The 23,746-nt window shown below is 45.4% G+C and carries 22 protein-coding genes; all 22 read right to left on the bottom strand.

The genetic code is table 11. The annotated features are described in order from the left end of the window. On the bottom strand, positions 1 to 299 hold a 299-nt coding region (locus AC5V8P_RS08855), incomplete at its 3' end, for a DHH family phosphoesterase (protein ID WP_495473602.1). Positions 300 to 354: 55 nt separating this feature from the next. Further along, on the bottom strand, positions 355 to 705 hold the full coding sequence (gene rbfA / locus AC5V8P_RS08850; protein ID WP_013370723.1) for a 30S ribosome-binding factor RbfA: 351 nt from the start codon (positions 703 to 705) through the stop codon (positions 355 to 357). A gap of 20 nt (positions 706 to 725) precedes the next feature. Continuing rightward, entirely contained in the window at positions 726 to 3,254 is a 2,529-nt protein-coding gene (gene infB, locus AC5V8P_RS08845; protein WP_063208883.1) for a translation initiation factor IF-2, read from the bottom strand. Then, positions 3,247 to 3,570, bottom strand: a complete 324-nt coding sequence (locus tag AC5V8P_RS08840) for a L7Ae/L30e/S12e/Gadd45 family ribosomal protein (RefSeq protein WP_007430068.1) — start codon at positions 3,568 to 3,570, stop codon at positions 3,247 to 3,249. The genes infB and AC5V8P_RS08840 overlap by 8 nt, the downstream gene beginning before the upstream one ends. Beyond that, the gene (rnpM, locus tag AC5V8P_RS08835) at positions 3,563 to 3,871 is read right to left on the bottom strand and encodes an RNase P modulator RnpM (RefSeq protein ID WP_007430067.1); all 309 of its coding nucleotides are present in this window, start codon (positions 3,869 to 3,871) and stop codon (positions 3,563 to 3,565) included. The genes AC5V8P_RS08840 and rnpM overlap by 8 nt, the downstream gene beginning before the upstream one ends. 23 nt (positions 3,872 to 3,894) lie before the next feature. After that, complete coding sequence (gene nusA, locus AC5V8P_RS08830; protein WP_063208885.1) at positions 3,895 to 4,992, bottom strand: transcription termination factor NusA; 1,098 nt, start codon at positions 4,990 to 4,992, stop codon at positions 3,895 to 3,897. Positions 4,993 to 5,094: 102 nt separating this feature from the next. Continuing rightward, entirely contained in the window at positions 5,095 to 5,556 is a 462-nt protein-coding gene (gene rimP / locus AC5V8P_RS08825; protein ID WP_013370719.1) for a ribosome maturation factor RimP, read from the bottom strand. A gap of 309 nt (positions 5,557 to 5,865) precedes the next feature. Continuing rightward, the gene (locus AC5V8P_RS08820; protein ID WP_064798088.1) at positions 5,866 to 10,182 is read right to left on the bottom strand and encodes a PolC-type DNA polymerase III; all 4,317 of its coding nucleotides are present in this window, start codon (positions 10,180 to 10,182) and stop codon (positions 5,866 to 5,868) included. Positions 10,183 to 10,378: 196 nt separating this feature from the next. Next, entirely contained in the window at positions 10,379 to 11,827 is a 1,449-nt protein-coding gene (gene proS / locus AC5V8P_RS08815) for a proline--tRNA ligase (protein WP_064798089.1), read from the bottom strand. Positions 11,828 to 11,877: 50 nt separating this feature from the next. Then, positions 11,878 to 13,149 carry an RIP metalloprotease RseP gene (rseP, locus tag AC5V8P_RS08810; protein ID WP_063208891.1) on the bottom strand — a complete coding sequence of 424 codons (1,272 nt, stop codon included), beginning with the start codon at positions 13,147 to 13,149 and terminating at the stop codon, positions 11,878 to 11,880. Between the two features lie 107 nt (positions 13,150 to 13,256). After that, a complete protein-coding gene (locus AC5V8P_RS08805; RefSeq protein WP_064798090.1) occupies positions 13,257 to 14,396 on the bottom strand; it encodes a 1-deoxy-D-xylulose-5-phosphate reductoisomerase in 1,140 nt (379 codons plus the stop codon). 144 nt (positions 14,397 to 14,540) lie between these two features. Next, the gene (locus AC5V8P_RS08800) at positions 14,541 to 15,332 is read right to left on the bottom strand and encodes a phosphatidate cytidylyltransferase (protein WP_064798091.1); all 792 of its coding nucleotides are present in this window, start codon (positions 15,330 to 15,332) and stop codon (positions 14,541 to 14,543) included. A gap of 17 nt (positions 15,333 to 15,349) precedes the next feature. Continuing rightward, complete coding sequence (gene uppS, locus AC5V8P_RS08795; protein WP_063208901.1) at positions 15,350 to 16,117, bottom strand: undecaprenyl pyrophosphate synthase; 768 nt, start codon at positions 16,115 to 16,117, stop codon at positions 15,350 to 15,352. Between the two features lie 85 nt (positions 16,118 to 16,202). Then, a complete protein-coding gene (gene frr, locus AC5V8P_RS08790; RefSeq protein ID WP_014599669.1) occupies positions 16,203 to 16,757 on the bottom strand; it encodes a ribosome recycling factor in 555 nt (184 codons plus the stop codon). Next, entirely contained in the window at positions 16,757 to 17,485 is a 729-nt protein-coding gene (gene pyrH / locus AC5V8P_RS08785) for a UMP kinase (RefSeq protein ID WP_063208903.1), read from the bottom strand. The genes frr and pyrH overlap by 1 nt, the downstream gene beginning before the upstream one ends. A gap of 120 nt (positions 17,486 to 17,605) precedes the next feature. Beyond that, complete coding sequence (gene tsf, locus AC5V8P_RS08780) at positions 17,606 to 18,256, bottom strand: translation elongation factor Ts (RefSeq protein ID WP_013370709.1); 651 nt, start codon at positions 18,254 to 18,256, stop codon at positions 17,606 to 17,608. A gap of 132 nt (positions 18,257 to 18,388) precedes the next feature. Next, positions 18,389 to 19,087, bottom strand: coding sequence for a 30S ribosomal protein S2 (rpsB, locus tag AC5V8P_RS08775; protein ID WP_013309916.1), 699 nt, complete (start codon positions 19,085 to 19,087; stop codon positions 18,389 to 18,391). A 122-nt stretch (positions 19,088 to 19,209) separates the two neighbouring features. Further along, entirely contained in the window at positions 19,210 to 19,398 is a 189-nt protein-coding gene (locus tag AC5V8P_RS08770; protein ID WP_196771903.1) for a hypothetical protein, read from the bottom strand. 40 nt (positions 19,399 to 19,438) lie between these two features. Then, the gene (helD, locus tag AC5V8P_RS08765) at positions 19,439 to 21,856 is read right to left on the bottom strand and encodes an RNA polymerase recycling motor HelD (RefSeq protein ID WP_064798093.1); all 2,418 of its coding nucleotides are present in this window, start codon (positions 21,854 to 21,856) and stop codon (positions 19,439 to 19,441) included. Positions 21,857 to 22,107: 251 nt separating this feature from the next. Next, positions 22,108 to 22,755, bottom strand: coding sequence for an endolytic transglycosylase MltG (locus AC5V8P_RS08760; protein WP_064798094.1), 648 nt, complete (start codon positions 22,753 to 22,755; stop codon positions 22,108 to 22,110). Then, the gene (locus AC5V8P_RS08755) at positions 22,752 to 23,279 is read right to left on the bottom strand and encodes a DUF6115 domain-containing protein (protein WP_064798095.1); all 528 of its coding nucleotides are present in this window, start codon (positions 23,277 to 23,279) and stop codon (positions 22,752 to 22,754) included. The genes AC5V8P_RS08760 and AC5V8P_RS08755 overlap by 4 nt, the downstream gene beginning before the upstream one ends. 41 nt (positions 23,280 to 23,320) lie before the next feature. Next, positions 23,321 to 23,641: a hypothetical protein gene (locus AC5V8P_RS08750; protein ID WP_063208911.1), complete on the bottom strand. Its 321-nt coding sequence runs from the start codon at positions 23,639 to 23,641 to the stop codon at positions 23,321 to 23,323. Between the last annotated feature and the right edge of the window lie 105 nt (positions 23,642 to 23,746).

Genomic DNA, 23,746 nt, shown 5'->3' with positions numbered 1-23,746 from the left:
AAACCAACACGACGGTAATCGGCACAATCTACACAAATGATCCGGTTGTATTTCCGTTCTGGCAGTTGTTGACTCATATCCATAATCTCATCGGCATGCCACAAAAAATCCATGCGTTTAGGAATAGGTCCCTCATTCAACATGGTAAATTTCTTCCCCAGACATGAGAGAAGCCAGCCCACCGTTACGGTGGAGCTGACTGCGTCTCCGTCCGGCTGTACATGCGATACGATCAGGTAATCATCATGCTCCAGAATAAATTCCTTCGCTTGTTGAAGCGCCTGTTCATAGGTATGCATTGCCGTCTCCTTTACATTCAGTTCATGGTTCTTCATACTGACAGAAATTTTTATCTCACTTCTCGTCCTTGTCGATATCACTCAACAGCTTTTCAATGCGGCTGCCGTAAGCAATAGATTCGTCAATTTTGAAAATTAGCTCAGGAATATGACGAAGTCGTATCCGTTTGCCAAGTTCAGAACGAAGATAACCGTTCGCTTTGTCCAGTGCCTTCAGGGAGGAAGTTTTTTGTTCTTCATCTCCAAGTACGCTCAAGTATACTTTCGCTTGGGACAAATCGTTTGTCACATCGACACCCGTTACCGTAATAAAACCGATACGTGGGTCTTTTAATTCGGTCTGTATAAGTAGGCTTAGCTCCTTCTTAATCTGCTCGCCAACTCGACCTGTACGTATTTTAGCCATGGATGCTCACCCCTCTGCCGTTAGCGCTCCACTGTTTCCATGACGAACGCTTCAATAATGTCGGATTCCTTAACATCATTATAACCATCAAGGGTAATACCACATTCGTAACCTTGGGCAACTTCTTTTGCGTCGTCCTTGAAGCGTTTCAGTGAGTCAATTTTACCTTCAAAAATCACGATACCGTCACGGATCAGACGTGCTTCTGCTGTACGGGTAATTTTACCAGACGTTACCATACAACCAGCAATCGTACCGACTTTAGTAACTTTAAACACGTTACGAACTTCAGCGTGACCGATCACATTTTCCTTATATTCAGGGTCCAGCATGCCTTTCATAGCCTGCTCGATCTCTTCAATAACATTATAAATAACGCGATGCAGACGAATGTCCACTTTTTCAGCTTCCGCTGTAGATTTCGCCTGATTATCAGGGCGAACGTTAAAGCCAATGACAATGGCATTGGAAGCCGCAGCCAAAATAATATCGGATTCGGTGATTGCACCTGCACCACTGTGAAGAATTTTAACGCGTACACCTTCAACTTCAATCTTGTTCAAGGAGCCTTTCAGCGCTTCGACAGAACCTTGTACGTCACCTTTAATAATGACGTTCAGATCCTTCATCTCACCATCCTTGATGTGTTGGAACAGGTCATCCAGCGTTACGCGGGTATTGCTGCCCAGATCAGATTGACGTTGTGTAATCGCACGTTTGTCAGCGATAGCACGAGCTTTGCGCTCATCCTCAAACACCATGAACGGATCGCCAGCAAGTGGAACTTCTGTCAAACCAGTAATTTCAACTGGAGTGGAAGGACCTGCTTCCTTAAGACGACGGCCTTTATCGTTGACCATAGCACGTACACGTCCGAAGCAGTTACCTGCTACGAAAGCATCGCCGACTTTCAGTGTACCGTTTTGGACGAGAATACGGGCTACAGAACCGCGACCTTTATCCAGCTCAGCCTCAATAATGGTACCACGTGCCCGTTTATCTGGATTCGCTTTGTACTCATTCACTTCAGCTACGAGCAGAATCATTTCAAGCAGATCTTCCAGACCCATTCTTTGTTTAGCGGAAACGTTGACGAAAATTGTATCGCCGCCCCACTCTTCAGGTACCAATTCATATTCTGTGAGTTCTTGCTTTACTTTGTCCGGGTTGGCATCCGGTTTGTCGATCTTGTTTACAGCTACGATGATTGGTAGACCCGCTGCTTTAGCATGGCTAATAGCTTCAACGGTTTGTGGCATAACACCGTCATCAGCTGCAACCACAATAATCGTCATGTCTGTTACTTGCGCACCACGTGCACGCATAGCAGTAAAGGCTTCATGACCCGGTGTATCCAAGAAAGTGATTTTTTTGCCGTTAATTTCAACTTGGTAGGCACCAATATGCTGTGTAATACCACCAGCTTCGCCACCGGTTACATTTGTTGAACGAATGGCATCCAGCAAAGTTGTTTTACCATGATCGACGTGCCCCATAATCGTTACAACGGGTGGACGTGTTCTCAGATCCGCTGGATCGTCATTTTCTTCCACAGTTTCAAAACGATCTTCTTCGACTGGGATTTTCACTTCTACCTCAACGCCAAAATCACCAGCAAGCAAGAGAATAGTGTCCATATCTAGTTCTTGGTTGATGGTCGCCATGGTTCCGAGCATAATCAGCTTTTTGATGACTTCGGAAGCATCCTTATGAAGAAGCTTGGCTGTTTCACCTACAGTCATCTCACCACGCACAATAATTTTCTTAGGCGTGTTGTCGATTTTCTCGCGGCGCTCCTGTTGTTGACCTTTACCACGGTTGTTGAATTTACCACCACGATTGCTGCCCCCGCGGTTGTTGCCTCCACGGCCACCGTTACCACCGCGTCCTCCGCCTTGACGATTATCGTCAAAACGTCCTTGGCCGGAACGGTTACCGCTGTTGTTGGAATTGCCACCTGTACGGTTGCCACCACTGCGGTTCGAGTTGTTGCTTCCTGCAGAAGAGGAAGTTCTTACTGCCGCACCACCCTGGCTGCTTCCCTGAGGACGTGAACCTGTGTTATTGCTACCAGTACGCTGTTGTCCTCCCTGCTGTTGACCGTTGCTACGGTTCTGAGCGCCTTGCTGGCCGCCTGGTCTACTAGAACTTTGTTGACTGCGGTTTTGACCGCCCTGCTGACTGCTTTGCGCTTTTGGAGCGCTACTTCGGTTACTGTTTTGGTTGTTGTTTGTCCTATTCATACTTACCTGCTTTTCCTGTTGATTTTTGGTTTGCTCCGTTGACTGATTACTATTCTGGCTTGAACCGGTCTGATTCGAGCTTACTTGCGCCGTGCCTGCTTCGCTTTGCTTGACCGCAGCATTGGATTTAATATTCTTAAAAAAATTTTCCACTTTACCTACGGCATCATGTTCCATGACGCTCATATGGTTGTTTACGGGAATATCCAGCCGTTTAAGAATGGTGATAATTTCTTTGCTGCTCATGTTTAACGATTTGGCGTATTCGTATACCCGCACTTTGTCTTTGCTTTCTTGTTTACTCAATATACTCCACCTCCGACATTATCCCCGCATGTTTCATGATCAATTTCGCGAATCCTTGATCCGTCACAGCCAGCACGACACGTTCAGGTTTGCCGATGCTGCTTCCCAAGCTTTCCCGGTCAAATCCTATCAATAAGGGGATTTTGTACGTTCCGCATTTGTCGCGGAATTTCTTTTGAGTATTCATTGAAGCATCTTTAGCAAGAATGACCAGCTTGGCTTCTGAAGACCTGATCGCTTTATAAACGATCTCATCACCTGTTAGCAGCTTGCCGGCTCTCATGGCAAGCCCCAATCCAGACAGCGCCTTATTCATCCTGCACGCTGCCTTGTGCCGCCAGGAATTCTTCCTCGACGGCAGCAAAATCACGACTCAGCTGCTCATAAATATCAGGATGGACCGAGTGCTTCAATGCTCGATCCAGTGCCTTGCTCTTTTGAGCCAGCTTGAAGCAGGCGGCTTTGCCGCACAAGTAAGCGCCGCGTCCCGACTTTTTGCCAGTCAAGTCAATCAACACTTCGTCCTCAGGGGTTTTGACGACACGGATTAACTGCTTCTTTGGCATCATTTCATGACAGGCGACACATTTACGCAAAGGTATCTTTCTCTGTTTCATGCATTAACCCCCCTACACTCCGCTTAATCTACAGAAACGGAATCCTGATGCATTTCATCGGTGGATGTTCTCGGTCTGCCGAACTCTTCCTCCGCCTGTGTTTCACTCTTAATATCAATTTTCCACCCAGTCAGCTTGGCAGCAAGGCGAGCATTTTGCCCTTTGATACCAATCGCCAGCGAAAGCTGATAATCAGGCACTATGACACGCGCCATTTTTTCTTCTTCAAATACCTGTACTTCAAGCACCTTGGACGGACTCAAAGCATTAGCCACGTATTCATCAACATTATCAGAATAGCGTACAATGTCGATTTTTTCGCCACGCAGCTCGTTTACAATGGTCTGTACGCGTGTTCCTCTTGGTCCCACACAAGAACCTACCGGATCAACCTCGGCGTTACGAGAATGAACTGCGATTTTAGAACGGAAGCCTGCTTCACGCGCTACGGAACGAATCTCTACAACACCGTCAAAAATTTCAGGCACTTCGAGTTCGAACAAACGCTTAAGCAGACCCGGATGTGATCGGGACAGCATAATTTGCGGTCCTTTAGTTGTGTTCTCCACCTTGGTAATATAAGCCTTAATCCGATCCAGATGGTTAAACTTCTCATTAGGCATCAGCTCACTCAACGGGAGAACCGCTTCCACCTTGCCAAGATCAATATAAATATTACGTGGATCTTGACGCTGTACAGTTCCTGTTACAATGTCCTCTTCCTTGTCCACAAACTTGTTGTAGATCAGTCCCCGTTCCGCTTCGCGGATGCGTTGGGTCACGACCTGCTTCGCTGTTTGTGCAGCAATCCGTCCAAAATCACGTGGTGTGACTTCAATTTCAGCGATATCCTCCAACTGAAAATGCGGGTTAATCTCACGGGCAGCCGGCAACGAAATCTCGGTGCGAGGATCCAATACCTCCTCAACAATCAGCTTGCGGGCATATACCTTAATGACTCCCGAGTTGCGGTTCATATCAACACGCACGTTTTGTGCAGTATTGAAATTCCGTTTGTAGCTGGAAATCAGGGCTGCTTCAATGGCCTCAAACAGCACGTCCTTACTGATCCCCTTTTCTCTTTCCAACTCGTTCATTGCTTCAATAAAATCCATACTCATGGATTACTGCTCCCCCTTTCAAATGATGGCACCTGCGTACTGGTCGGCACACGAGGCAAAAATACATGTAGTACATGTCAAGCAGCAACAATCAAATCTGAATTAAAATATGATCGCGAGCCTTGCACCAGCTACCTTGTCATAAGGAATGGTATGCTTCTTTTGTCCGCTTTGGACGGTGAGTTCCCCATCTTCAAAAGAAAGCAAACGGCCTTCGAATTCTTTCAGACCGTTAATCGGCTCGTATGTAGTAACGAATACGTTTTTGCCTACCGCTTTAGTAACATCCTCCGCTTTTTTCAGCGGTCTCTCGGCGCCTGGTGAAGACACCTCCAGAAAATATGCTGTAGAAACAGGGTCATTTTCATCCAGCTTTTGACCCAAATATTCACTGATCATACTACAGTCGTCCAGATCAATTCCTCCGTCTTTATCTACAAAAACGCGAAGAAACCAATTGCTGCCCTCTTTGACATACTCGACATCGACCAGTTCAAAACCATGCTCATCGAGGTAAGGTTGGGCCATTTCTTCTACTACTGATTTGATCTTTGGTGTGCTCAAAGATTATAACCTCCAAAAGTGAACTTTCCTGTGGTGAAAAAGAGATACCCTATTGCCTTGGGCAATGCTTCTCCATCACCGGCATTTTCATTTGATGTAATGTTCATTTTGGGCTCACTGCAAATAAACCGGCGTACCGGTTGCCTGCCCAAAAATACCCTTTTATTCACGTTGTAACTGTATATCAAACAGTAAAGAGTGGGTTTCCCCACTCTTTTAGCAACGGTTTTATCTCCATGATTACCAAAAAAATTATAACATAACCGTAGTTATGTGACAAGTGCCAGAGCTTGACTACTGTGGTTCTACTTAAAAGAGAGACAGCTGATTACTCTCTGGCAGACCTCGAAAGCAACCCATTTGGGACAGCATTTCGACAATGGTTTTACTAGCCTTCGATTTCTGTTGAAAATCCTCAACAGACAAAAATTCACCCTGCTCACGGGCAGCTGCGATGTTACGTGCCGCATTCTCTCCAATACCCTGCAGGGCTCCGAATGGAGGAATGAGCGAGTCCCCGTCCACTTTGAAACGAGTCGCTTCGGAACGGTACAAGTCAATGGATTTAAAGCTAAACCCGCGAGCCGTCATTTCCAGAGCCATCTCCAGGATCGGAAGCATTCCCTTTTCTTTAGGTGGGGCCTGAAAACCAAGCTGCTCAATTTCGACAATTTTCCGTGCGATCGCATCATACCCCTGACAGCACAGATCAATATCAAAATCGGCTGCACGTACGGAGAAGTAAGTTGCATAGTACTCAATCGGATGATATAGCTTAAAGTACGCCGTACGCACCGCTGAAATAACATAGGCTGCGGCATGCGCCTTCGGGAACATGTATTGGATTTTCAGACAAGAATCAATGTACCACTGCGGTACCTTGCATTTTTTCATTTCTTCAATCCATTCGGCACTAAGCCCTTTACCTTTACGCACGCTCTCCGTAATTTTAAAGGCCAGACCTGCATCCATCCCTGCCTTATAAATCAAAAACAGCATGATATCATCCCGACAACCAATTACGGTCTTGATGTTGCATGTATTATTTTTAATCAACTCTTGTGCGTTCCCCAGCCATACCCCCGTACCGTGAGACAAACCGGAAATTTGCAGTAAATCGGCAAAAGAACTCGGCTGCGATTCTACCAGCATCTGGCGTACAAATTTTGTCCCCATCTCTGGTACACCATAGGTGGCGACAGGCGTGCGGATTTGCTGTGGTGTTACACCGAGCGCCTCCGTCGAGTTGAACATGCTCATCACCTTGGGATCATTCATCGGAATGGTCGTAGGATCGACCCCGGTCAAATCCTGGAGCATTCTCATCATGGTCGGATCATCATGGCCCAAAATATCGAGCTTGAGTAAGTTCGCATCAAAGGCGTGATAATCAAAATGCGTCGTTTTCCATTCCGAGCTCGTATCATCAGCCGGGTACTGCACCGGTGTAATGTCCTCGACCTCAATATAATCGGGAACAACCACGATCCCGCCCGGATGCTGTCCGGTGCTGCGTTTTACACCCGTACAACCAGAAGCCAGCCTGTTCAGCTCAGCTCCGCGCCATTTTTTATGATGTGCTTCTTCATATTTTTTGGCAAAACCAAACGCCGTTTTTTCAGCAACTGTACCAATAGTTCCTGCACGGAAAACACTTTTTTCACCAAACAGTACTTTCGTATAGTTATGGGCAACAGGTTGATATTCACCAGAGAAGTTCAAGTCAATATCGGGAACTTTATCTCCCTTAAAACCGAGGAACGTTTCAAAAGGTATATCCTGTCCCTCTCCCTTAAGCTTGCCACCGCAATTCGGACAGTTTTTATCTGGTAAGTCAAAACCACTCGGCACACTACCGTCCAGAAACCATTCGCTGTGTCTGCATTCAGGATTACGGCAAATATAATGAGCAGGCAGCGGATTTACCTCAGAAATACCGAGAAACGTAGCTACTACAGAAGAACCAACAGATCCCCGTGAACCTACCAAGTATCCATCCTGGTTAGACTTTTTAACCAGACGTTCAGAAATGAGATAGTTAGCCGAGAATCCATATTTAATAATTGGTTCCAATTCCTTTTCAAGACGCGCTACAACGACCTCAGGCAAGGGTTCGCCATAAATGGATTGAGCCGTCTCATAGCATGTATTACGAATTTCCTCGTCTGCTCCATCCAGCAATGGTGTAAAAAGCTTATCCGGAAACAGTTCCAATTCTTCAAAACGGTCCGCCAGCTCGCTGGTGTTTGTCACAACGACTTCATATGCTTTTTCCTCACCCAAAAACTCGAACTCTGCCAGCATTTCATCCGTTGTCCGCAAATGGGCATCTGGCTTTCGAATATCCTTTAGTGGGCTAAATCCAGTAATGCCGTGAATGGTAATATCGCGGTATAGCTTATCACGAGTTTCCAAATAGTGGACATTGCCAGTAGCAATTACAGGCTTATCAAGTCGCTTTCCTATTTCACATACTTTGCGTATAGCCGTTTTTATCGCATCAGGCCCACTTACTAATTGCTTTTCCACCAAATGCATATACATCGTCAAAGGTTGAATTTCTAGCACATCATAAAACTGTGCAATCTCCTCGGCTTCTTCCTCGGACTTGTTCAATACAGCCTCAAAGAATTCACCTTTTTCACAACCAGAAATAATAAGCAATCCGTCTCTCATCGCGGACAATTTCGATTTAGGAATACATGGTACACGCTTGAAATATTCGGTATGAGACATAGAAACCAGTTTATACAGATTTTTTTTACCAACCGGATTAAGAGCATAAATGCAGCAATGGAAAGGACGAACCGTCGATAAGTCTTTTCCAACATAATCATTTAAACGGTCGAGCATTTTAAAACCCTTAATTTGTTCAGCATCATGGAGTAGTCCGTTCAGCACTTCTGCCAATGCAACTGTATCATCAATAGCGCGGTGATGGCTTTCCAATGCGACTTTATATTTAGCGGTCAGTGTATTCAGACGATGATTTTTTAAAGTAGGAAACAGCAAACGAGCCAGTTCCAGCGTATCCAGCACCGGATTGGTCATTTCAGGCAAACCCATCTTTCGAAGAGTGGCCTGGATAAAGCCGACATCAAACCGCGCATTATGGGCAACCAATACAGCATCGCCAGCAAAAGCTACGAACTCCTTCATAACAGGTTCGACATCTGGCGCATCCTTGACCATTTCATCGTTAATGTTAGTCAGTTGCTGAATGTTGTATGGTATACGTTCATGTGGATTGACAAAGGTTGCATAACGATCAATTTCCTTGCCCTCATGCATTTTCACAGCGGCAATCTCAATAATTTTATTCTGTGTAACCGACAAACCGGTGGTTTCAATATCAAAAACGACATAAGTCGCTGTTTTCAGATTTAAAGGCTGTGCCTGCATTACAACCTCAACTGCATCATTAACCACATTGGCCTCAATGCCATAGATCATTTTAATACCGTTTTTCTTTGCAGCCTTAGCAGCATCAGGATAGCATTGCACCCCACCATGATCGGTGACCGCAATCGCTTTGTGTCCCCATTTGGCTGCTGTTTTGACATATTGATCAATCGAGGCCACTGCATCCATTGCACTCATCTTTGTGTGCAAGTGGAACTCAACCCGTTTTTCCTCTGCATTATCCTTGCGTCCAGGTGGAGCTTGTACTTCAACTAGATCGGAAGGAATCATTACCAGCTCGGGAATTTGCATAAAACGGTCGTATTCAACTCGTCCCCGCACTTTAACCCATTTACCGTTAGCCAACAGGCTGAGAATTTTTAGATCTTCTTTCGTTTTAGCAAACATTTTCATTTGCAGTGAATCACTAAAGTCTGTCAAATAATACGTAAATAACGTACTGCCATTGCGCAATTCTTTACTGTCCAAACCGAAGATTGTTCCTTGTAGGGTGACTTTCTTCTCTTCATCTTGAATCTCTTGCATTGGGATAGCTGGTTCTTTGATGTCATAGCCAAATTGAAGCCGTACATCTCCTTCTTCTTCTTCCAAAGGCGGCATTTCAGCTTCCATACTTTCCATCATCTGCTGGATAACTTCGCGTTCTTCCTGCATCTTCTTTTCCTGGAATTCCTGTAGTGCCTCTTGGTTACTTTCACCCACCTGGACCTTAATACGCATAGAGAGCCCAAAATATTTATCATAAAATTTAATAATAGCTTGATCTATCTGCTTTTTACGTGCCAGCTCCAATGACATACTATCGCTCATGGTTAGTAGTAATAGACCGTCTTCCCATTCATGCACGGCCCGGTTCATCCAACCGTTAACAGATGGAATTTCACGATGCACCCACTCTAAAAAAAGCTTCCAGTATTCACCGATAATATCACCAGGTTGAACCTGCTCACCGTACTGAAAGCGGAATGTAATTTTAGCGATATGACTCATTTTTTCCTGTACTTGAATACAGAACGTACGATACACCTGAGCGGGGACCAGCGTCTCCTTGCCAATAGTGATCTTCCAATCCTTATTGGCACGGCTTATCTCAACCTGATCGATCCAACCGTCCAAAAAATAAGGATCAACCACTCCCGCAGGCATTACAACCTGCTTCATTAGCAGCTCTAGCCGCTTTCTCTTTTCTTCAGCTCCGCCCATGGCTCTCCCCCCAATTTCCAATTAACATTCTGAAAACATGAAAAGCTTCTGCGTCTAAAACATCTCCGACCGCAAAAGCTTTTCGTAGCCTTCTTCAACCTCATCACAACAACATAGATAGTCCGGATCATTATCCCGGAACAGCTATCCTGTTAGCGAAGAGAATGAAGTGAGTATAGGGTATTGCCCTTCTTTATTAGTACGCCCGTGCGAACACTACTGTATGCTTGGCTGGTTTGCCACAGCACAAACATGTGGTTTTTTGCTCGGTTGTTTTAAACGGAATATTACGGCTTGTAGCGCCGGTCACTTCTTTAACTTTGTCTTCACATTCTTCAGATCCGCACCATCCAGCCAAAGTAAAGCCACGTTTTTCTTCCATAAGAGTCTTCATTTCATCCAATGTGTCAACGGAATAGAAGTTTTCTTCCATGAAATTCTTCGCACGGTCATACATTTCCTGCTGTACCTGTGCGAGCATCGCGTGTACTTCTTCAACCAGATTATCCTGTTGTACAATTTTTTTCTCACCACTGATACGAGATACGAGCACACAGACACCGTTTTCCATATCACGAGGTCCTATTTCCAGACGAACCGGAACACCGCGCATTTCGTATTCATTAAATTTCCAGCCTGGACTTACATCGCTGCGGTCGTCCATTTTAACACGGACACCTGCTTGTTTCAACTCAGCGAATAATTCATCTGCACGCGCGATAACTGCATCGCGTTTCTTAGGTGGTCCAATAGGGACCATAATCACCTGTGTAGGTGCCACTTTAGGAGGCAGTGCGAGACCACGGTCATCTCCATGGACCATAATCAATGCACCGATCAAACGTGTACTTGTTCCCCAAGATGTCGTATGCGCGAATTCCAGGTTGTTTTCACGACTCAAATATTTAATGTCAAATGCTACGGCAAAGTTAGTTCCCATATAGTGGGATGTTCCAGCTTGTACCGCACGTCCATCTCTCATCATCGCTTCCAGTGAAAATGTATCCTTCGCACCTGCGAACTTTTCAGAAGGTGTTTTCTGTCCAGTAATAACTGGAATAGCTAGAACTTCCTCGATGACCTCACGATAAACTTCCAGCATTTTCATCGTTTCTTCCCGTGCTTCTTCTTCTGTTTCATGGGCTGTGTGACCTTCTTGCCACAAAAACTCACTTGTACGCAAGAAAGGCAGCGTCCGTTTTTCCCAACGTACCACGTTAGCCCATTGGTTAATAAGCACAGGCAGATCACGATAGGATTGAATCCATTTCGAGTACATATGACCGATCATGGTTTCTGATGTTGGACGGATTGCAAGGCGTTCTTCCAGCTTTTCTCCACCAGCCTCAGTCACCCATGGCAGTTCAGGATTAAATCCCTCCACATGCTCTTTTTCTTTTTGGAAAAAGCTCTCTGGGATAAACATCGGAAAATACGCATTGCGGTGACCTGTTTCTCTGAAACGAACATCCATAGCTTCCTTAATATGTTCCCAAATCTCAAAACCATCGGGACGGAATACAATACATCCGCGAACCGGCGAGTAATCCATCAGTTCTGCTTTTTTAATAACATCAATATACCATCGGGAAAAATCTTCGCTTTGTGGCGTGATTTCCTCGACAAACTGTTTATCGTTCGACATAGAAATGCATGTCCTCCCATACAGACCATTTTTATAATGTCCGTCTCTAATTAACCATTAATTAAGCGTAAAATATCATTATACGTGACCGCAATCATAAGCAGGAATAGCATAGCAAAACCAACGAAATGAACCATTCCTTCCCTGCTCGGATCAACAGGACGTCCTCTTACCGCCTCAACACCAAGGAAAACAAGTCTACTTCCATCCAACGCCGGAATAGGCAACAGATTGAATATCCCCAGATAAAGACTCATGATCGCAGTCCAATATGTCAACTGTTCAATACCTTGCTTAGCAATTTGTCCCGTCACTTCAAAAGTACGTACAGGGCCTCCCAGGTCATTGATAGAAAAACGTTGAATAAGCTGGCTAAACCCTTGGAAAATAAGGTCTGTCGTTCTCACCATGGATTGTCCGGCAAATTTGAACGTTTCCCCAACACCTGCTTGACGTTTTGGAAGCTCAGGCACAATGCCCACCTTACCACCCTTTTGTCCTTCCATTGCACGCGGGGTGATAGTAAGATCAAAGGTCTTATCACCACGGCGAACTGTCCACTTCATCGGCTTGTCTTGAGAATCCGCAATCAGTTTGATCATGTTTTCAACATTCGCACCAATTGCAATTCCGTTCACCGATTCAATGATATCTCCCTTATGCAAATCAGCTTCCGCAGCAGGCATACCTGCTGTAATTTCACTAATTTGGACATACGTCGGGTTGTCCACCTGTATGCCGACCATCTGAATATGCAGACCAAACAAAATAAAGGCAAGAATAAAATTCATTAGTGGTCCAGCAAATATAGCCATCGCACGCTGTCCTACTGTTTTGCTCCCATACTGTCTATCCTTCGGTGCAATTTGGATGGATTGCCCTTTGGTTACCATCATGGCTTGTGGGTGTACAGTATATTGCTGATCTTCGCCATCCACATCCAATTTTATAGTTAGCGCTTGTTCCAGATCAATATCCAGCACTTCACCTCGCACTACATTCTTGCGGTTATCCAGTTGGTCCAGATAAATGGTCTTAACGATGCCATCTGTTACGCGTACAGCAATCGTTTGTCCGGTTTCAATTTCGTTGACCTCTGGATCCTCTCCCGCCATGCGGGCAAAACCACCAAACGGCAGCAGTCGCAGCGTAAATCGTGTCTCGTTTCTTTTATAAGAGAACAGTTTCGGACCGAAACCGATCGCAAACTCCCGTACCAGAATCCCGGCGCGTTTGGCGAAATAATAATGCCCCCATTCATGCACCGTCACTATGACGAAAAACATGAGCACCGTCATCAACACTATTTGAATCGTTTCCAATCGTTTCCGTTCCCCTTTCAATGAGATCGAGTTTGTCTTCCTAGATTATCATTATTCTCCGAACTCGCACAAGAGAATCACAATTCCTTTCTTAACCCAACATTAGCCTACAATTTCGCAGCTATGATACGAGCCTCGCGGTCACAGATTTCAATCGTAGACAAATCAGGATCCGTTATATTGACATGTTGTTCGAGCACCTGTTCAATAATAGCTTCAATATGAAGAAAAGAAATTTCTCCACGCAAGAAACGGGCAACAGCAATCTCATTAGCAGCATTAAATGCGGTTGGTGCTGTACCACCCATTTTACCACATTCGAAGGCAAGCCTTAAACATGGAAAACGATTAAAATCCATTTCCTTAAAATGGAGTTTTCCCACTTCAGCCAGTGACAGAGGTTTCGCCGGAGACTTCATCCGCTCAGGGTAAGTTAAAGCATATTGAATGGGTACTCTCATGTCCGGGTTCCCAAGTTGGGCAACAATACTTGTATCCTGAAACTCGACGTAGGAGTGAATAATGCTTTCCGGATGAAGCAGCACATGAATCTGCTCATAGCCAAGTCCAAACAGCCAATGTGCCTCAATGACTTCCAGCCCTTTGTTCACCATCGTTGCTGAATCAATTGTAATTTTGGCCCCCATTGACCAATTAGGATGCTTAAGTGCATCTTCCACGGTGACTTCACGCAGCTGTTCTCTTGTCAAATCTCGAAAAGAACCGCCTGATGCTGTGAGGGTAATATGTGCCACATCTTTCATATGCTCACCATTCAAGCATTGGAAAATAGCTGAATGCTCACTGTCAATCGGCAGCAACGGCACTCCTTTCGCCCGAGCCCGCGCTGTGACCAGATGACCGGCCGTAACCAGTGTTTCCTTATTGGCCAAACCGATCTGTTTTCCAGCCTCAATCGCGGCCAGCGTGGAGTGCAATCCGACACTGCCCATTACAGCCGTCACAACCATATCTGCCTCTGTGTTTGCAGCCAGCTCAACGAGTCCTTCATTTCCATAGTGTAGTTCGATTCCAGAAGGCAGTAAAGAACGAATTTCATCCGCTAACTGCCGAGTACCGACAGACACCTTTTTGGGATGATAGAGATGTGCTTGCTCAGCAAGCAACTTGATATTGGAGCCGCCTGCTAAAGCTTCAACAGTGAACTGATCTGGGTGCATTGACACCACATCCAGCGTTTGAGTTCCAATAGATCCGGTTGAACCAAGTACCGTAATTCTTTTCATGATGCACCTTCCTATCCTGAAAATCACTCTTATCAGGAGCTCATTGTTAGTTATCCAGACAACTATGCAACTGGTTCCATCCTACTAATAGCGCAGGGTGAACAGCATAGAGGTTGATCCTGAGCATAAGTATAATCACCAGGCTCATGGAAGCAGCATCAGCATATGTACAAATGGAAAAACGACAATCCAGCTGTCGCAGCGGTCTAGTATACCCCCGTGTCCAGGCAACAGATTACCCGAATCTTTAATGCCGTACACTCGTTTGTATGCAGATTGTACCAAATCACCCAGTTGTCCCACAACAGCACATGACAAGCCGATGCCCAAGGCTTTACCCCATGGCAGCAACCCACCCGATAATCCAGCGAATACCAGTGCTATAACCAGCGCTAATACAACTCCGCCAACGGACCCTTCAACCGTTTTGTTTGGACTAATTGCAGGCCATAGTTTCGTTTTCCCTGCCATTTTGCCTACAAAATATGCTCCTGCATCACTTGCCCAAATACAAGCCAATAGTAAAAAAGTCCATAACAGGCCATGTTCCATATGACGTGATTCTGCAATATACGAAAATCCAAAACCTATATATACAGTACCCAGAAATAAAATAGCTACCGTTTGAATCGGGATTTTATTTTTCGTTCCTACCGTAATCATCATAAACACGATCATTACCAGCCATAGCAAACTGGCAAGGGATAATGGTGAGTGCAACCCCAGAGGTTGATACGGGAATACAAATGCTAATATGCTTACATAGCCAAGCATTGCTGTACCTCCAAAAGGAGATACCTGCGTCATTCGTGCGAACTCATAAAATCCGATTAGGGCCATCACCAATATAAGCAAATGGTAGGCCAAGCCGCCCCACAGGACCATTGCCAAAAAGAATATGCCCGCCAGAATACCGGTAATTAATCTCTGTCTCAACGGCTTTCATCCTCCATTTACTTCAGTCCGCCATACCGCCGTGATCTTTTCTGATATTCAATCACTGCTTCGTATAAGTGCTCTTTCTTAAACTCGGGCCAATAAATATCAGTAAACCACAACTCACTATATGCAAGCTGCCAAAGCATAAAATTACTGAGTCTAAGTTCCCCGCTCGTTCGAATTAACAAATCAGGATCCGGCATACCCGCAGAGAGCAATGTGTTGCCAATTAGATCAGATGTTATATCTTCCGGCTTAAGCTCCCCAGCCTCAATTTGGCGCCCCAATGCTTGCATGCATTCTGTGATTTCCAACCGACTGCCATAATTTAATGCAAAATTAAGTACAAGTCCAGTATTATTTTCAGTGCGTCGAGTCGCTTCAGTCAGCGCTTCAACGGTATGGGAAGGTAGATGTTCCTTGTTCCCCATCATACGTACTTGCACATTTTTTTCGATTAACTCATCCAACTCAATTGCCAAAAATTCTTGAGGTAGTTTCATTAGAAAATCAACTTCGTCCTTGGGACGCGTCCAATTCTCAGTTGAAAAAGCAAACATTGTTAAATATTTAATACCCAGTTCATCCGCTGCAATTGCTGTGCGCTTCACTGCTTTCATTCCATTTTGATGCCCTACAATCCGCGGCATTCCAATCCGTTTGGCCCATCTGCCGTTCCCATCCATGATGACAGCAACATGCTGCGGAATATTGTCCTTTGAAATGGCCGGTGTTTGCTGTTTTTGTTCCCCGTTCCACCAAGACCGAACCCGTTTGATCATTCCAGTTCCTCCAGCATTCTCTGAAAATGTGCCTCAGGCTTGAAAAGAGACAAACCCCACCGTAAGGGAGGGGCTGCCAATCTTTTTAAACTTCCATGATTTCTTTTTCTTTTGCAGCTAAAACTTTATCCACTTCAGCGATAAACTTATCCGTCGTCTTCTGGATATCTTCCTGATGCTTACGAGATTCGTCCTCGGAAATATCACTTTTTTCCATTTTTTTGATATCATCATTTGCATCACGACGAATGTTACGGATAGCGATTTTTGCTTCTTCACCGCTTTTTTTCGTCAGCTTTACCAAGTCAGTTCTACGCTCTTCCGTTAAAGCAGGGATACTCAGACGAATGGTGTTGCCGTCATTTGAGGGTGTCAAACCTAAATCGGATTTTTGGATAGCGCGTTCGATATCAGCCAAAGAAGATTTGTCCCAAGGCTGAATCATCAAAGTCCGACTATCAGGTGTGTTGATATTCGCCAGCTGATTAACTGGAGTCATTGCGCCGTAATATTCAACCTGTACACGGTCCAGTAATGCTGGTGTTGCCCGTCCTGCACGCAAAGATGCCAGATCACGTTGCAATGCCTGGATTGCTTTTTGCATGCGCTCTTCAGCGCTCTTTTTCACAGATTGTGGCATTAATTTACACTCCCTTTGACGATCGTACCAATTTTTTCACCCAGTACGACACGTTTAATGTTACCTTGCTCTGTAATAGCAAAGACAATCAACGGAATATTGTTATCCATGCACAGCGAGGAAGCTGTAGAATCCATGACACCGAGATTTTTGTTAAGCACATCCAAATACGTAAGCTGCTCATATTTTTCAGCTGTGCTATCTTTAAACGGATCGGCGGAGTATACACCATCCACTTTATTTTTAGCCATCAGAATGACTTCAGCTTCGATCTCAGCGGCACGCAAAGCAGCTGTAGTATCAGTCGAGAAGAACGGATTACCCGTGCCTGCGGCAAAAATAACGACACGACCTTTTTCCAGATGACGGATAGCTCTACGACGAATATATGGTTCTGCAATCTGTTGCATCGCGATGGATGTTTGTACACGCGTAGGCACCTCAATTTGTTCCAAAGCATCCTGTAAAGCCAGTGAGTTCATCACGGTCGCAAGCATACCCATGTAGTCTGCCGTTGCCCGGTCGATCCCATTGGCACTTCCAGCAATACCACGCCAGATATTACCGCCTCCGCACACAATAGCAACTTCTACTCCCAGTTCCACTACGTCTTTGACTTGCTGGGCAATCGACGCAATTGTATCCGCATCAATACCATAACCGTTAGGACCTGACAGCGATTCTCCACTAACTTTCAGAACAACACGCTTAAACACAGGTTTTTCCAAATGATCACCCTCCAATTTCATATATTTTTTATGTAACAGGATAGGTGTCCTGTTGCAAGAAAAGGAACACTGATGTGTTCCATTTCTGTTTTTTCATATGCAATTACCGATAGCTGGTAATTATTGTTTCACTTGAGACATAACTTCTTCGTAGAAGTTGTCTTCTTTTTTCTCCAGGCCTTCACCCAGTTCGAAACGAACAAAGCGACGTACGGAGATATTTTCACCAATCGTACTGATTTTCTCGTTGATCAGTGTGGAGATTGTTTTGTCTGGATCTTTAATGAAAGATTGCTCCAGCAAGCAGAATTCTTCGTAGAACTTACCGATGCGGCCTTCAACCATTTTTTCAACGATTTTTTCTGGTTTGCCTTCGTTCAGAGCTTGTGCTTTCAGGATTTCTTTTTCTTTTTCGATCTCTTCCTGTGGCACTTCTTCACGACGAACATAACGAGGGTTCGATGCAGCGATATGCATTGCAATGTCACGAACAAAATCTTTGAACTGGTCAGTTTTCGCCACGAAGTCTGTTTCGCAGTTTACTTCTACCAGTACGCCGATACGGCCGCCAGCATGGATGTAAGATTCAACAACGCCTTCAGTAGCGATACGGCCTGCTTTGTTGGCTGCAGCTGCAAGTCCTTTTTCACGCAGAACTTCAACCGCTTTTGTCAAATCACCATTTGCTTCTTCAAGCGCTTTTTTGCAATCCAGCATTCCTGCGCCTGTTTTTTCACGAAGCTCTTTTACTGCGCTAGCATTAACTGCCATATTATTTCCCTCCAAATTTAATTTTCAGTGGTATATACGAGATTTATTCCTTAAAAAAAGGGTAGTGAGAGGTTTTCCACCTACCAACCACCCTTTTCATTTAATTCGTATAGGTATTTCCAATCGGAAATATTATGCTGTAGTTTCTTCGCCTTGGTTAGCTTCCATAACTGCATCAGCCATTTTACCTGTCAGCAATTTAACAGCGCGGATCGCGTCATCATTACCTGGGATAACATAGTCGATTTCATCTGGATCGCAGTTTGTATCAACGATACCCACGATTGGGATACCCAATTTGCGAGCTTCAGCAACCGCGATACGTTCTTTGCGTGGATCAATGATGAACAGAGCACTTGGAAGGCCCTTCATGTTTTTGATACCGCCCAAGAATTTTTCAAGACGATCTTTTTCTTTGCGAAGAATGATAACTTCTTTTTTAGGAAGAACAGCAAATGTACCATCTTCTTCCCAAGCTTCCAATTGTTTTAAACGATCAATACGTTTTTGAATAGTTTGGAAGTTAGTCAGTGTACCACCCAACCAACGTTGGTTGATGTAGAATTGACCAGCGCGTGCTGCTTCTTCTTTAACGGAATCTTGTGCTTGTTTCTTCGTGCCTACGAACAGAATTGTACCATTCTCAGCTGCAATGCTTTTTACGAAGTTGTAAGCTTCCTCAACCTTTTTCACTGTCTTTTGCAAGTCAATGATGTAAATACCGTTTCTTTCAGTGAAGATATAACGATCCATTTTCGGGTTCCAGCGACGTGTTTGGTGACCAAAGTGAACCCCAGCTTCCAAAAGCTGTTTCATGGAGATTACTGCCATCTTCACGCACCTCCTAAGTTTGGTTTTTTGTGTGTCCTCCGCCGATATCATTTTTTATAAAGACTCTCTAATTGAAAGCACCCTTTATAAAATTAACCGACGTGCGTTTTTAACACCGTCAATTAATATACCATAACACTTGCAGGGTTGCAACCAGCTTTTCGACAATAGTTGAAACCGTATAAAAAGGCCCCATACACTTTCATCTGCCTGACTCTGGACATGCGGAATTTGGGAGTCACACGAAATTGTTGCTCACAATCGGTCTTAATGAGGGAAGACAGGATGGCATCAAAGACTTGCTGAGTCATAAGCTGTAGCTTATCGCGCTCCACATCACCTCCGACTCGTTCAATATGTCGCTTCCTTGTACAAATGCGCAGGCAACGCCTGCACGAACGGCGTCCAATTCCCCGTCGTGTAAAGATGAAGTCGGTGCATGGCTCGCGTACATGCTGTATAAAGAAACTTGCGTTCGTTGACCCGGCTGTAAGCTTCGGACGATGCATCGTAGACCAAAACTGCATCGAACTCGACACCTTTGGCAAGATACACCGGAATAACCATTACTCCTTTTTCAAATTCTAACGTCTCCTTCGTTATGAGCTGCAGAGCTTCACCTCCATGAATCCGTAACGATTCATAGGCCTCACGACATTCGACTGCGGTCTTCGTAATGACAGCAATGGAATCGAAGCCCTCGGCTTTGAGTGCTGCAATGTCTGCCAGGATCTGCACATTACGTTTCTCCCTACCGCCCAGTCTCGTGAGAAGTGGTTTTAGGCCTCCCCTTTCAAACGGTGCAATTTCTTCTCCGCCTGGGAGCATCAATCTCGTAAATTCAACGATTTCCTTCGTTGAACGATAACTTCGTACCAAGCGGAAAAGGGTTGTTTCAGCTTCGCCGAAAAGGCGAACAAGCGGCGAATCGGATGCATCCAGACTAGTGGCCTGCATAAAGATTGCTTGCCCAAAATCGCCGAGCACCGTCATCCGGGCACGAGGGAACAGCTTTTTTAGATATTCATATTGAAACGGCGAATAATCCTGTCCCTCATCAACGAAAACATACCGTATTTCCGTGTTCGTACGCACACCTTCGATCAGTTCTTTTACGTACAAATACGGAGTCGCATCCTCATAGAATAACTCGTTCCGGTGCAGCATTTCCTTGGTTTGCCTGCATATTTCAGGCCATAGTGAAGGGATGCCGACCCCATCTGTTCTCTCCAAATATGTGGCTTCGTCAACAAACAATTGGCTATATATGCCTTTGATATCTACAAACAAAAGTTTTTTCACGATTTTCCTTAGTGGTTTAAAGCTTTCTTTCACGATCCTACGACGGAGCAATTCTTCCTCCCTCTGGGCGAAGTCAAAGTCGCCTTCATCTTCCCGACGCTTGCTGTTCATTTTCTCACGAATTGCAGCGTATTGTTCCGCAACGTCAAATACTTCCCTCTCTTTATGCAGCATTCTGAAGACTTCGGCGTACTGCTCGGCGTCGAGATAATTCAACTCTTCCTCTACCCAAAGCGCATCACGTTCCATGTGTTCCAGCGAGGTCAGTTCATTCAACAGCCATTCTTGCAAGAGGACAACGCGATTGTACAATGGCAACGAACGGTCATAATCGTAAAACTTTATTCTCATTCGCTCAGCGGTAATTAAATCACGGTTCCGAAACCGAATATCGTTGAATTGCATCCCTTCCTGTCCCAACCATATTCCATAGTTCTGCAGAGCTTTCAGGAAAGCATCGGAAGCTTTATACTTGATCCCCTGAAGGCGGGCCTCATATCCCGGTGTTCCTTGTACGGTTAATACATATTCGATCTGATCAAAGGGGTCCTCTGACTGTAAAGAGGAACCTAACCAATAGTCGAGATATTCTTGAAAAGTCGTCTGCTGCATGTTCTCTTCACCGAGCTCCGGAAGCACGGTGGAGATATAGCTGGAAAACATCGGATTCGGTGAGAAAAGAACGACCTGATCGGCCTTGATCGTCTGGCGGTGTTTGTATAGCAAATACGCCACCCGCTGCAATGCTACGGAAGTCTTACCGCTGCCAGCCGCCCCCTGCACGATAAGCATCCGGCTTTTGTCATTGCGGATAATGGCGTTTTGTTCCTTCTGGATCGTGGCCACGATACTCTTCATTTGCGAGTCCGCACCTTTGCCAAGCACTTGCTGCAGGACTTTGTCTCCGATCGTTTCGCTGGCGTCAAACATGTTGCGGATTTGCCCGTTTTGAATTTGGAACTGTCGTTTGAGCTCCATCGTCCCTTCGATTCGTCCGACCGGCGCAACATAAGACGCCAGGCCTGGGGTGCAATCGTAGTACAGGCTCGCGATTGGCGTACGCCAGTCATAGATCAGAAAGCTCAATCCATCTTCGTCGATGAAGGAAGATACACCGATATAGATCTGCTCGCTGAAACCCAGACCATCCTCTTGAAAGTCGAGACGCCCAAAATAAGGAGACGGGAGTAAACGATTCATACTTTTCCATTGCTGTGTCAACAGCTTATGACCACGCTCCCGTTCGGCCAATACCGCAGACTGCTGGTTTATCGTGTAGAAGGTTTCTTCGAAATCTTCGTATGTGCTTGTGTTAACCGTAACTTCTTCCCAGAATCGCTTACGTATGTCCGTAGCTTGCTCCCACAGTCCGGTAGCCTTCGGCTCCAGTTCGACGATTCTCTCCTGCAGCTTGTGCCTGACTCGTTCCAACCGCTCCTGTTCTTGTCGCCAATCTTTCGCTTCCATGCTTTTTGAACACACTCCTTTTTCCGTTTTTTTAGGGGGGGGGCAAAAAAGAGCATTGACAAATCAAATCTCCAGATGTAAAATTATATTAGGAATAATATCAGATATATAATGATTTAAATTGTCAATACTGCTATCGATTTTATCATAGCAGCGTTTTGCGTTCAATTTATTTTTTATTACCTTTTGGTAGTACAAAGACACATATTCGCCCTGTACGCAAAATAAAAGCCGTCCTCTGCCCGATTAGGTCAGTTGGACGGCTTCTTCGTTATTTTAGTAATAATAGAACTGAAGTCCTCACCTTTAGCAAACTGATAGGTGCCTGTACGAATTTTAGTATTAATTTTCTGAGCCTTAGCGGCCGCCTCAAACGCATTGGCATCCGATACAACTCCTGCCCGTTCCAATCCCGACGCTACACTCCTCAAATTGCTACCCGATGCAATGCTATATTGCACTTGTGGGGTGACTGGCTGCTTGGGAATATTGGGAGTGGTTGTAGTGTCAGCCCTTTGAGTTTGCGGTTTGTTTGGACTTTGTGGTACCGACATGCTGGTCGAAGGCTTAGAAGCAGCCGAGGATGTACTGTTTGCAGGTACCTTCGGTGTTGATGGTGTTTGAGCTGGTTTAGCCTTTTGAGGTGTAACAGGAGTTTTGTTGCCTTCTTTGATCAGCTTATTCCGCCATTCCTTTTCTGTCATTTTTGGATCAGAACTGTCACTGATCTGAAGATTTAACTCTGCTGCTGCCTTTTCTAGTTGTTCTCGCGTCATGTCTTTCGGGTCTACTGAAGACTGGGGCGACTGCCCTTGCCCAATTATCGCCAGCTGCAACAGCAATGCCCCCATGATAAGACCCGTACCCATGCCTAACATAAATGAGCGATTTTTGATCACGTCACATCCTCCCGTTCTGCGAGTTGTAATATGAGCTGCACTTCGCCCCGCTGGATGCCTGATTGCTTGGCTATATAATCCACCGACTTGCCTTGCTCATGCATTGCGAACAACTCTTGATAACGATCCCGGATGGACTCTGGTTCCTGCTCAGTTTGAGGCTCCTGCAATGCCGTCTGCTCCTCCATAGTCACAAAAGGAGCTTCTTCTGAATCTAAAACTGGCACAGATACGGCGCCAAGCATTGCCTGACGCTCCAGCTCCACAATACGGCTCCGAAGCTCAGCTACTTGCTCCTGTAACGCTGCCTGCTTAACCGCATGCTCCTGCTTCATACCAGATACAAGCTCAATCAGCTCGTCATTATCGTTTTCAATATCGGCCATGTATTGCTCCAATGTAGCCTCAACCTTTTGAACGACGGCCTCTTCTGTTCCCCGGCTTGGCTGGCGCTTTGGCAGAAGCCAGGCGTAGACAACAGCTGCGGCTCCCAGCAGAACAATATAAATCCATGGTTGATCCACTGCCCATCGTCTCCTTTAATTACGCTTCTCTGCCCATCGGATCAGAGCGAAAAATCAATATGATGTCCCTTATACGGATGCTCTGCCGGATGCTCCTTAGGCAGCTCAGCCTCATCTGAGCGGGAGCGGCTCTGCTGGGAAGAATCTCTGCTCTGCTCACCTGTTTGCCTCTCACCAACGAATGTTTCCGCAGATTGATCTATGGCACTGCTTCGCTGACGCATGTTCTCCGTCTCCAGCGCAGCCTTTTGTCCAAGTAATGCCTGGTCATTCATCGGCCGCTGCTGGGACTCGCTATGGTATTTCCCCACTTCACTGGTACGAGGTACAGCAATTTGCAATTCAACAGCCTTCAAGCTCATTGGACCACACCCTTTCCGATTGGGCATCCGTATCAGACTACCGAGAAATATAATAAATTGAATTATTATCAGTATATTGAATTACATGTAGGAGGACATGCTGAT

Source organism: Paenibacillus sp. N119s (assembly GCF_059447605.1).
The sequence above is the reverse complement of the archived record's forward strand: the minus strand, read 5'-3'. Positions and strand labels throughout refer to the sequence as shown.